This is a genomic window from Campylobacter estrildidarum, assembly GCF_005406205.1.
GTDB classification, from domain to species: Bacteria; Campylobacterota; Campylobacteria; order Campylobacterales; family Campylobacteraceae; genus Campylobacter_D; species Campylobacter_D estrildidarum.
In genome coordinates this window covers 1-12,050 of the sequence record NZ_NXLZ01000019.1, presented here as the reverse complement: position 1 = coordinate 12,050, position 12,050 = coordinate 1, and the positions used below count along the sequence as shown (strand labels likewise).

The window sequence follows — 12,050 nt, the reverse complement described above, 5'->3', positions numbered from 1 at the left end:
CTATTCTCCACCATGATTAAGGGCCTATAGCTCAGCTGGTTAGAGTGCACCCCTGATAAGGGTGAGGTCACAAGTTCAAGTCTTGTTAGGCCCACCATTGAATAATATTATTGAATTGTTTTGGAATTTACTTTCTTTTGGTTCTAATATTTGAGTAGATTTTTCTATTTTTTGTCCTTGTTGTTTAGAATATTTTGAGGTTGTCTTTATTTTGTCTAGTTTAAATAGAATAAAATTATAAATATAATATTATAGTATTTTTAGAACTTAGAGATTTTTTAGTTATATTATTTGCTTGTCTTTTTAAGATAATTTTTTATTATATAAAAGTGTTTATAAATTTTTCAAAAGCTTTTACTCCTTGTTTATTACGTTTAAAGACTCCACAATTTTCTAATACTTCTATAAATACCTTAGAAATTTCTTCTTGTAGAATTTTTTCTATATTTTTATTATTGATATTTTTATGTTTAGGCAAGAAATTTTCAACCCATTGAGCATGTTTTTTGATTTTTTCATTATTTTTTATATTTTTATTGTTAAGTATGTAATCGCTTAAAAGCGTTAGTTCTTCTTTAAGCCTAGGAGGTAGTATCGCAAGCCCCATAACTTCTATAAGCCCAATATTTTCTTTTTTTATGTTATGCAAATGCTCACGTGGGTGAAAAATACCAAAAGGATGTTTTTCATCTGTCCTATTGTTTCTTAAAACTAAATCAAGTTCAAATTTAGAATTTCTTATTCTTGCTATTGGAGTTATGGTATTATGATAAATATTTTGGGTTTTTGCCAAAATATTAACACTTTTATCGCTATAATTTCTCCATTTTTTTAGAATAAAATTTGCCAATTCTATTAATTTTTTATCATCTTTGCTTGAAATTCTTATAATGGATAATGGCCATTTAACAATACCAAAATCTATATTTTCAAAGTTTTTGATCTTAAATTTTTTTTCTATTTTTGCATTATTAAGAGCAAAAGTATGATTGCCACCTTGAAAATGATCATGACTTAAAATAGAACCCCCAACTATAGGCAAATCAGCATTTGATCCTATAAAATAATGAGGAAATATTTTTAGAAAATCGAATAATCTTTCAAAGGTTTTTTTGCAAATTTTCATAGGAGTATGTTTTTGATTTAGAATAATACAATGCTCATTATAATACACATAAGGTGAATATTGAAAAAACCAGTTTTCATTAGCAAGTTTTATAGGTAAAATTCTTAGATTTTGTCTTGCTGGATGATGATAATTTCCTGCATAAGCTTCATTTTCTTTACATAAAACACATTTTGGATAATTGGTGCTTTTAATTTCTTTAGCTTTGGCAATAGCTTTTGGATCTTTTTCTGGTTTTGAAAGATTGATTGTAATTTGGAATTTTCCATATATACTTGAACTTTGCCATTTGATATCTTTTTTGATTTCATATGTTCTAATGTAATTACAATCTTGATTAAATTGATAAAAAAAATCACTCGCTTTTTTTGGATCTTTTTGATAGTATTGATTAAATTGTGAGATTAATTCACTAGGTTTAGGAGTTAAAAGTCCCATAATTTTAACATCAAATAAAGACCTTGCTATACTATCATTTTCACAGAGTTTATTTTTACAAGCATAATCTAAAAGAGCATTTAAAATTTCTTCCAATTGCATTTTAGATTTTTTTTTCTCTTGCTTGTATTCTTGAAGTTTAAAAAGATCAAGCAGAGTATTGGTATGAAAAATTTTATCCTCTTTTTTAATAAGTTTTTTTTCTATAGCGTAAGAAATAAGTTGATCGATAACAGAATAAATCATAATTTTATAGCACCTGCATTTCTTATATTTAACATGTAACAAGAATCTTCACCAAAGACTTTTTTCATATTTGTCTCATATTCTTTAACAAGTTCATAAGGCACAAAGGCTTGAATAGTTCCCGCAAAGCCTCCACCATGAACCCTACAAACACCTTTATCTTTTAAAATTCTTTCACTTAAAGCTAAAGCTAAAGCTAAATTTTGTTCTAAGGGTTTAGATAAAGAAAAGATATTTTGTAAAAATTTAAAAGAAGAATCGCCCGAGTTTTTAACCAAATTCTTAAATCTTTCAAAATCGTTATTTTTCAGAGCTTCAGCCTCTTTAAATGCGTTTTGATTGTCTTTGAAAAAGTGTATAGCACGCAAAAGAGCTCTATCGTGAATTTTCTCTCTTAATTTGGCAATATTATCAAAAAAATCTTTCTCATCAACTTCTCTTAAAACTTTTTTATCAAAAGCTTTAGCTACAAGTTGCATTTCTTGAGTAATTGAAGCATAATCTGAAGTAAGATCCGCGTGATTTCCTTTTGTATTTACAATGCATAAAAAATAATTGCTTTTCTGGAAATCAAAATTTATTTTTTCTACAAAAGGATTTTGAGGATTTTTAAAATCCATAAAAGAAAAACCTCCTAAAGCACTGGCCATTTGATCCATTAAGCCACAAGACTTGCCAAAATAAACATTTTCTGCATATTGACTTATTTGTGCTATTTGAGTTGGCGGGATTTTAGAATTATTAAATTCATAATTTAAAATAGTGCCAATTAAATTTTCAAAAGCAGCTGAAGAAGAAAGTCCTGAACCCTTTAAAACATCTGAAGTGATATAGGCATCAAATCCTTGTATATTGTAATCTAGTTCTTTAAATTTAGAACAAATTCCTTTTATTAAAGCTTCTGAAGTTTCAAATTCGCTTTGATCGAGTGTTATGTTATTTAAGTCGATTTCTTTTAGATTAAAACCCTCGGAATTAATACAGATGGTATTTTTATGATTGGGTGCAACCACAGCAATAATATCTAAATTTACAGCACCTGCTAAAACCATACCATGTTGATGATCGGTATGATTTCCACCTATTTCAGTTCTACCTGGTGAGGAATAAAAACTAAAATGACTATGTTTAGGATAAAGTTTTTTAAAATGCTCTAGAGCTTTTAAATATCTTTGTTTTTGTTGGTCTAAAAGTTTCTCTCCATATATTTTTTTTAAACCTTGATTTAATTCTTGCATTTTAATACCTATTGAGAAATTTGTTCTAAACTTTGTTTAGCAATTTGAGTGATTTGATCCCATTTTTTATCCAAAATCAGCTCTTTAGGAGTAAGCCAAGAACCCCCGACACAAAGAACATTGTCTAATTTTAAATAATCGTTCATATTATTTAAATTAATTCCACCTGTTGGGCAAAAATTTACATTTTGAAATGGAGCAGAAAATGATTTTAACATATTAATTCCGCCTGTAGCTTGTGCTGGGAAAAATTTTAAATTTTCAAAACCAAATTCTAAAGCCAACATTAATTCCCCTGCAGTAGCAATTCCTGGAATTAAAGGTAAGTCAATATTTTTTGCTTCTTTGGCAAATACAGAATTTAAACCTGGACTTATAGCGAATTTAGCTCCTGCATTTTTTACTTCTTCTAACATTTTAGCGTTTAATACCGTTCCAGCTCCTACAACCGCATCTGGAACTTCTTTTGCTATAAGTTTTATAGCTTCTAAAGCTTCTTGGGTACGTAGAGTAATTTCTAAAATTTTAATTCCTCCATTAATTAAAGCTTTTGCTAAATCTACGCTTGTTTTTAGATCATAAATTGTAATCACTGGAATGATTTTGCTAACTTGTAAAAATTCTTTTGTTTTCATGTTTTCTCCTTTTTATTTAAAATATCCACCAAAACTCATTGCACCTGTCTCAGCACTTGAACTTTGCGCTCTAAAGCCCGCAAAGAGTTCTCTACCGCAACCAAAAACCTCTTTTACTTTAAAATCACTAGCCTTTCTTTCTTGCCATTCTTTTTCATCAATCAAAATTTCAAGTGTGCCATTTTTTGCATCGAGTAAAAGCATATCTCCATCTTTGATTTTAGCTATATTGCCATCAAGTAAAGCTTCAGGACTCATATGAATAGCTGCTGGAACTTTACCAGAAGCTCCAGACATTCTTCCATCGGTTACAAGTGCAACTTTAAAACCTTGATCTTGTAAAATTCCTAGCGGAGGAGTGAGTTTGTGAAGTTCAGGCATACCACTTGCTCTTGGGCCTTGATAAGGTAAAACAGCAATAAAATCTTTTTGCAATTCTTTATTTTGGAATCTTGTTAAAAATTCTTGTTGAGAGTGGAATACGATTGCGGGAGCTTTAATAACTTGATGTTCTTCTTTAACTGCTGAAATTTTAATCACAGCTCTTCCTATATTGCCTTTTAAAATTTTAACTCCACCGTCTTTTGAGAAAGCATTGTTTATATTTCTAAGTATATTTTCTTCCTTGCTTGTTTTTACTCCATCTTTATAGACTACTTTGCCATCAATCAAAAAAGGATTTTTTATATAAGCTTGCATTCCTTGACCCATAATAGTATCTGCATCATCATGTAAAAGCCCCTCTTTTAAAAGCTCATTAACAACAAAAGCCAAACCTCCAGCTGCTTCAAATTGATTAACATCGGCTTTACCATTAGGATAAACCCTTGCTAAAAGTGGAATTATGCTAGAAATAGCATCAAAATCATCCCAATTGATAATAATTCCTGCTGCACGAGCTATGGCGACTAAATGGATAGTGTGATTTGTTGATCCGCCTGTAGCCATTAGTCCTATCATAGCGTTGATGATATTTTTTTCACTAATTAGCTCCCCTATAGGTTTGATTTTATTTCGAGTCATATGGGTTGCAGCTTCTTTGACTAAAGCTTCTCTCAAAGGTGTGTTAGGGTTAATAAAAGCAGAATTTGGTAAATGTAATCCCATAAATTCTATCATCATTTGATTGGAATTAGCTGTTCCATAAAAGGTACAAGTACCAATATCGTGGTAAGATTTCATTTCACTTTCAAGAAGTTTATCTCGCGAAATTTTACCTTCAGCAAAAAGTTGCCTTGTTTTTGATTTTTCATCATTAGAAATCCCACTAGTCATAGGACCTGAGGGCACAAAAATGCTTGGTAAATGTCCAAAACTTAAAGCCCCTATTAAAAGACCTGGAACGATTTTATCGCAAACTCCAAGATAAAACGCCCCATCGAAAACATTATGAGAAAGAGCTATAGCTACACTCATTGCTATAACATCTCTTGAGAATAAGCTAAGTTCCATACCTTCATAGCCTTGAGTGATACCATCACACATAGCAGGGGTTCCACCAGCAAATTGTCCAAAAGCGTGGTTTTTAAAAAGTTCTTGTTTAATAATATCTGGATAATTTTTAAAAGGTTGGTGTGCCGAAAGCATATCATTATAAGCTGAAACTATAGCAAAATTTGAATCTTTGTTTTCTTTGATTCTTTCTTTAATGTGATCAGGTATGCTAGCATAAGCATGAGCTAAATTTGCACATCCTAAATCTTTTCTCTGAATTTTGCCTTTATGGGTTAAAATGCGTTCTAAGTAATTTTCTCTAGTTTTTTGACTTCGCTCTTTTACTTTTTGAGTTATTTGTTCAAGTTTTTTTAAGGCCATATTTATCCTTTATTAAAAATTTATTTTTTTTATTGTAACATTTTTATATACTTAAATTATGCCATAATTTTAGATAAAAATTCTAAAATTATTATAAAAGTTAAAATTATTTAGTTGAACGAGGAGAAATTATGCAAAGTTTTGATTTTATTTTATTTGGAGCTACCGGTGATTTAGCGATGAGAAAAATTTTCCCTTCTCTTTATCAGGCTTATATAGATGGATTTTTACCTCCTATAGGAAAAATGATTGCTACGGGTAGAAGTTCATTGAGTACAGAACAGTTTATAGAAAAATTAAATAATAATTCTAAAATTCATATTAAAAATTGTGATGATAAAAAATGGGAAGAATTTATACATAATATTAATTACTTAAGTATCAATTTAAATGAAACAAAAGATTTTGATCTTTTAAAAGGTAAAATTGATAACAAAAGCCAAAATATTGTTATTTATTTTTCGATTTCACCAGAATTTTTTATCAAAGCATGTGAAAATTTAACGCTAGTTGGACTTAATGACGATAGAGTAAAGATCATTTTAGAAAAACCTTTAGGTATGGATTTGAAATCTTGTCAAGCTATCAATAATGAAATAGCAAAATATTATAAAGAAAAACAAATTTATAGAATTGATCATTATCTAGGAAAAGAGAGCATTCAAAATCTTTTAATATTAAGAGCTTTTAATCCTATTTTTACTTCTTTATGGGAAAAAGAACACGTCGATTATGTTGAAATTAGTGTTTTTGAAACCTTAGGTGTTGAGGGTAGAGGAGAGTTTTATGATAATACTGGAGCATTAAGAGATATGATACAAAATCATATTTTACAAATTCTCTCCTTAGTAGCTATGAAAATACCAAAAAAATTAGATGCTGAATCTATAAGAAGCGCAAAGCTTAGTCTTTTAAAAAGTTTAAAACCTTTAAGTGATGAAGATATAAAAAATAATGTTATTAGAGCTCAATACGATAAATCAGGAGAATTTAAATCTTATCTAGCTGAAGATAATATAAAAGAAAATAGTCAGACTGAAACTTTTGTTGCAATAAAAGCTGAACTTTTAGATGATAATTGGAAAGGAGTTCCATTTTATATTAGAACAGGTAAAAGAATGGCTGATTCTTTTGCACAGATTATTGTTTATTTTAAAAATAAAGAAGATTTAAATTCTAGTCCTAATAAACTTATTATTCGTTTGCAACCAGAAAATCAAATTTCTTTAAATTTAAAAGTTAAAAAAATCGGAAAAACAATGGATTATGAAGAAAATAATTTGATTTTAAATTTAAATAGCACTTTAGCAATGCAACCATATGAAAGATTGATTTTAGATGTAATTGAAGGTAATCAAGCTTCTTTTAACCATAAAGAAGAATTAGAAACAGCTTGGGCTTGGGTTGATCCTATTTTGAAAAATTGGCAGGAAAATAAGACTCCTTTATATTATTATATTGCTGGAAGTTGGGGACCTAAAGAAGCATTTGATCTTATTCGAAGAGATAAACATGAGTGGCATAATTGCTGATAATTTTTTTAATAAATGGATTATTGTGAGTAAATTTGTAACGTATTTATTTAATTTTAAATAAATAATATATTAATTAATTTTTTATTAAGGTAAGATTTTGCTAAACTCTAAAATATAGTTTTTATAAAAATAAGGAGAATTGATATGGCGTTCCAAATGCATGAATTTTCAGACATAGAAGAATGTAATAAGGCTTTAGTTAATACTTTTGTTAAGTCTATTGAGCAGAATTTATCAACTCAAGAAAATGTAAATTTAGCCTTTTCTGGAGGAAAATCTCCTATTTTATTTTTAGAAATGCTAAGTAAGGAAAATTGTAGTTGGGAAAAGTGTAATATCTCTTTGGTTGATGAAAGAATTGTTGATTTAAACAATGAAGATAGCAATGCAAAATTGATTAAAACTTATTTTCTGCAAAATTTAGCTAAAAAAGCACATTTTAAACCTTTTTTTGAAGACGCTAATCTTTCTTTAGATGAGCTGGTTAAGAATGCAAATACTTTTTACAAGCAACCTAATATTGCTATCCTTGGCATGGGTGCTGATGGTCATACAGCATCTTTGTTTCCTGAAGCAGATGAAATTAATTTTGCTTTAACAACAGATCAAAATATAGTCTTAACAACACCGAAAAATGCTCCGTATAAAAGACTTTCTATGTCTTTATCAGCATTAGAAAAATGTAACAAATTATTTCTATCAATAGCTACAGATGAAAAACGAATTATTTTTGATGAGGCGGCTAAAGGTTTAAATCCGAAATTTCCTATATCTTATATACTTCATTCAAAAAAGGTAATGTGCGATGTCTACTTCTCAAAATAAAAAATCTTATCCAAGGCTTTTAGCTGATATTGGAGGTACAAATGCTCGGTTTGCTTTAGAGGCCGCACCTGGAAAAATTGACAATGTGGAAGTTTTAGCTTGTCATGATTATAACACTGTTGTAGATGCAGCAAAAGCTTATTTAAGTAAAGTTGGCAATCCTTTGATTAAATTTGGTGCCTTTGCTATTGCTAACCCTGTTTTAGGGGATTGGGTTCAAATGACAAATCATCATTGGGCTTTTTCCATTGAAACAACAAGACAGGCTTTAAATTTAGAATCTTTAATATTAATCAATGATTTTACAGCTCAAGCTTACGCAATAACAAAAATGCCTTCTTCAGAGCTTATGCAAGTGGGTGGAACTTCTCATGATTCATATGCTCCAAAAGCTGTTTTAGGTCCAGGAACAGGACTTGGAGTAAGTGGCTTAATTCCTTGTGATGAATGTGGCTATATAGCTTTAGCTGGTGAAGGTGGGCATGTAAGTTTTGCACCTTTTGATGATACCGAAATAATGATTTGGCAGTATGCGAAAAAAAAATATGGTCACGTTTCAGCTGAACGTTTTTTAAGTGGAGCAGGTTTGGTGCTCATTCATGAAGCTTTAGCTAGTAGAGAAGGAATTAAAAATTCAAAAATGACTCCAGAACTAATTAGCGAACAAGCTTTAAGTGGAAAATCTCCTTTATGTCGTTTAACTTTAGATATATTTTGTGCAATGCTAGGAACAGTTTCTTCAAATTTAGCTTTGACTTTAGGAGCTAGAGGTGGAGTGTATCTTTGCGGAGGTATTATTCCTAGATTTATTGATTATTTTAAAACATCCCCTTTTAGAATACGTTTTGAAAATAAAGGAAGATTTGATGCTTATTTAGCCGCAATTCCTGTTTATATAGTTTTAGCAAAATATCCGGGTATTAGCGGGGCAGCAGTTGCTTTAGAAAACCATTTAAAAAAAAATAATTTATAGAAAGGTAAAAAATGAAATCTTTAACACATTTAAATTCCTATAAAGAATTACACAATCATTTTTTGAATGTAAAAGACATACATATGAGAGATTTATTTAAAGAAGATCAAGGTAGAGGAACTAGGTATTTTTTAGAAACTGGAGACTTAAAGCTTGATTATTCAAAAAATCGTATCAATGATGAAACTTTAAAACTTTTGTTTAATCTAGCCAATGAGTGTTCTTTGAAAGAAAAGATAACTGCTATGTTTAAAGGCGAGAAAATTAACACTACAGAAAATAGAGCAGTTTTACACACAGCTTTAAGAAATCAAGGAAATTATCCGATTAAAATTGATGATATGGATATTATGCCTAATGTTAGAGAAGTTTTAACAAAAATGCAAAATTTCTCAGATGCCTTAAAAACAGGAGCTTGGTTGGGTTATACAAATCAAGTTATTACAGATGTTGTTAATATAGGAATAGGCGGATCAGATCTTGGAGCTTTAATGGTATGCGAGGCTTTAAAAAATTTCGGACATCCAAGATTGCGTATGCATTTTGTTTCTAATGTAGATGGCACGCAATTGCAAGGAGTTTTAAATCAGGTGCATCCTGAAACAACTCTCTTTATAGTCGCTTCTAAAACTTTTTCTACTCAAGAGACTTTAACGAACGCATTTACAGCTAGAAAATGGTTTTTAGAACATGCTTTAGATGAAAAACATATAGCAAAACACTTTGTTGCTGTATCAACTAATAAAGAAGCAGTTAAAGAATTTGGTATTGATTTAGAAAATATGTTTGAATTTTGGAATTGGGTTGGAGGGCGTTATAGTCTTTGGTCTGCTATAGGCTTGGCCATCATGATTTATCTAGGTAAAGAAAATTTTTCATCTTTACTAGAAGGGGCTTATTTGATGGATGAACATTTTTATAATGCGCCATTTGAAAAAAATATGCCTGTGCTTTTAGGTTTGATCGGTGTTTGGTATATTAATTTCTTTGATGCAGGTAGCCATATTATCGCTCCTTATGATTCTGTATTAAAATATCTTCCTAAATTTATACAGCAGTTAGATATGGAAAGTAATGGTAAACAGGTTAGAAAAGATGGTAAAAGAGTTGATTATGATACAGGTCCTATTATTTGGGGTGATGTAGGCATTAATGCCCAACATGCTTTTTTTCAGCTTTTACATCAAGGAACTCATTTGAGTCCTATTGATTTGATCGCATCTTTAAGCAGAAAAGGAAGTTTGCCAGGACATCATGAAATTTTATTGAGTAATGTTTTTGCTCAAGCTGAAGCTTTTATGAGAGGCAAAACTCTTGAAGAAGTTCAAAAAGAAATGTCAAATAAAGGTTTTAGCGAGGATCAAATTCATAAACTCGCACCTCATAGAGTTTTTTCAGGTAATAGACCTAGCAATATTATTTTGCTTAATGAAATTAATCCTAAAAGCATAGGTTCTTTGGTTGCTCTTTATGAGCATAAAATTTTTGTTCAAGGAGTGGTTTGGGATATTAATAGTTTTGATCAATGGGGAGTAGAACTTGGTAAAGAGCTTGCTAAAACTATTTTGACAGAATTGCAAGGAAAAGAAAATCACGATCACGATAGTTCTACAAAACATTTAATTCAAATTTATAAAAAAGCTAATTTGAATTAGAGGGAGATTATTATGCAAACAAGATCAAATAATTTTGTATTATCAGCATTAACAGCATTGTTTTTTGTTATGGGCTTTATTACAGTATTGAATGATATTTTAATACCACACCTTAAAGTAATTTTTGAACTTAATTATTTTGAGGCAGCTTTAGTTCAATTTTGTTTTTTTGGAGCTTATTTTGTAACTGGTGGAATTTTTGGAAAGCTTTTGGAAAAGATTGGTTATCCTGCAGGGGTTATTTTGGGTTTTATAATAACAGCAATTGGCTGTGTTCTTTTTTATCCAGCAGCTTCTATGGCTTCTTATCCTGTATTTTTAGGTGCTCTTTTTATTCTAGCAAGTGGAATTGTTTTACTCCAAACAACTGGAAATCCATTTGTAACTTTACTTGCTCCAGGAAAAGAAGCTACAGCTTTGACTTTAGTACAAGCTTTCAATTCTTTAGGAACAACTTTAGCACCGCTTTTTGGTGCTTCTCTTATACTTTCAGATACTGTAAAGTATGCTAACAAAATTCAAGAAGCGCAATCAGTACAAATTCCTTATTTAGGAATTGCCGGAGTTTTAATACTTTTAGCTGTGGTAATTTATCTTTTGAAACTTCCAGATGTAAGAGATAAAGCTGAGCAAATTAGCAATGAAAATCATGATGGAAAACAAAGTCTATTTGAATATTCTCATTTTGTTTTGGGTGCAGCAGCTATATTTTTTTATGTGGGAGCTGAGGTGTCTGTAGGATCTTTTTTAATTTTAACAATGAAAGAGTTTGCAGGTATAGAAGAAACAATGGGAGCAAAATATATAGTTTTTTATTGGGGTGGAACTATGGTAGGAAGATTTTTAGGAAGTGCTATTTTGGCTAAAATTGCTCCAAATAAGTGCCTAGCATTTAATTCTATTATGAATATTGCTTTAATTGCATTAGCTGTTTTAGTTGGTGGCGGAACATTTGCTATGATAGCGTTATTATTAATTGGTTTATTTAACTCTATTATGTTTCCAACTATTTTTTCTTTAGCAACAAAAAATTTAGGTAAATTTACTAGTCAAGCTTCAGGAATTATCAATATGGCTATTGTTGGCGGTGCTCTAATGCCTCCTGTTCAAGGTTTGTTAGCTGATTATTTTAATTTGCTCTTCTCTTATATAGCTCCTATGTTTTGTTATTTTTTTGTTTTGTTCTTTGCTTTAAAAGGATATAAGACTCGATAATTATAAATCAAAAAGTGAAATCCACTTTTTGATTTTTCATATTCCCTTAAGCTTATTTTGTATATAATTGCAACTTTTACTCCACTTTAAGAACCATACATAATTTATTATAAAATTAATCAATCTTAAAGTGTGTTCTATTTACTTACCAATGTTAAAAGTCACAAGCAAGTTTTAAAAACAATTTTACTGAACTTGTTAAAGAATAAAACTTTAATTATCTTTTTCTTTAAAAGCTAAATAAAGATTTTAAAGAATAAGTTTTAAACTTCACAGCTTATATTTTTGCTTAATATAAGTGTTTAAATGCTTTCCGTCTTAAGATAATAAAAAGTCTTATTATAAAAAC

General features: G+C 29.8%; 9 protein-coding genes and 1 tRNA gene. 6 read left to right on the top strand and 4 right to left on the bottom strand.

Annotated features, from left to right (window positions below; all coding sequences use genetic code 11):
- Positions 1–20: 20 nt before the first annotated feature.
- Positions 21–97 (top strand) — tRNA-Ile (locus CQA69_RS08220).
- A gap of 222 nt (positions 98–319) precedes the next feature.
- Here the strand turns inward: CQA69_RS08220 and CQA69_RS08215 are convergent.
- Genes CQA69_RS08215 through edd form a run of 4 tightly spaced genes read right to left on the bottom strand, consistent with a single transcriptional unit; the run spans position 320 to position 5,498 of the window.
- Positions 320–1,810 carry a UDP-glucose--hexose-1-phosphate uridylyltransferase gene (locus CQA69_RS08215; RefSeq protein WP_137621301.1) on the bottom strand — a complete coding sequence of 497 codons (1,491 nt, stop codon included), beginning with the start codon at positions 1,808–1,810 and terminating at the stop codon, positions 320–322.
- Entirely contained in the window at positions 1,807–3,048 is a 1,242-nt protein-coding gene (locus CQA69_RS08210) for a galactokinase (RefSeq protein WP_137621300.1), read from the bottom strand. The genes CQA69_RS08215 and CQA69_RS08210 overlap by 4 nt, the downstream gene beginning before the upstream one ends.
- Positions 3,049–3,056: 8 nt before the next feature.
- Complete coding sequence (locus CQA69_RS08205; protein ID WP_137621299.1) at positions 3,057–3,683, bottom strand: bifunctional 4-hydroxy-2-oxoglutarate aldolase/2-dehydro-3-deoxy-phosphogluconate aldolase; 627 nt, start codon at positions 3,681–3,683, stop codon at positions 3,057–3,059.
- Between the two features lie 12 nt (positions 3,684–3,695).
- Positions 3,696–5,498, bottom strand: a complete 1,803-nt coding sequence (gene edd / locus CQA69_RS08200) for a phosphogluconate dehydratase (RefSeq protein ID WP_137621298.1) — start codon at positions 5,496–5,498, stop codon at positions 3,696–3,698.
- A gap of 131 nt (positions 5,499–5,629) precedes the next feature.
- Here edd and zwf point away from each other — a divergent pair, with 131 nt between their 5' ends.
- The 5 genes from zwf (at position 5,630) to CQA69_RS08175 (ending at position 11,701) form a co-directional block, all read left to right on the top strand.
- Positions 5,630–7,030 (top strand): glucose-6-phosphate dehydrogenase, encoded by a 1,401-nt coding sequence (gene zwf, locus CQA69_RS08195; protein ID WP_137621297.1) that lies wholly within the window; start codon positions 5,630–5,632, stop codon positions 7,028–7,030.
- Positions 7,031–7,177: 147 nt separating this feature from the next.
- Complete coding sequence (gene pgl / locus CQA69_RS08190) at positions 7,178–7,858, top strand: 6-phosphogluconolactonase (protein ID WP_137621296.1); 681 nt, start codon at positions 7,178–7,180, stop codon at positions 7,856–7,858.
- Positions 7,839–8,831: a glucokinase gene (locus CQA69_RS08185; RefSeq protein ID WP_137621295.1), complete on the top strand. Its 993-nt coding sequence runs from the start codon at positions 7,839–7,841 to the stop codon at positions 8,829–8,831. Before pgl ends, CQA69_RS08185 begins: the two co-directional genes overlap by 20 nt.
- A gap of 11 nt (positions 8,832–8,842) precedes the next feature.
- The gene (gene pgi, locus CQA69_RS08180; RefSeq protein ID WP_137621294.1) at positions 8,843–10,486 is read left to right on the top strand and encodes a glucose-6-phosphate isomerase; all 1,644 of its coding nucleotides are present in this window, start codon (positions 8,843–8,845) and stop codon (positions 10,484–10,486) included.
- A 12-nt stretch (positions 10,487–10,498) separates the two neighbouring features.
- Positions 10,499–11,701, top strand: a complete 1,203-nt coding sequence (locus CQA69_RS08175) for a sugar MFS transporter (protein WP_137621293.1) — start codon at positions 10,499–10,501, stop codon at positions 11,699–11,701.
- The last annotated feature ends 349 nt before the right edge of the window (positions 11,702–12,050 follow it).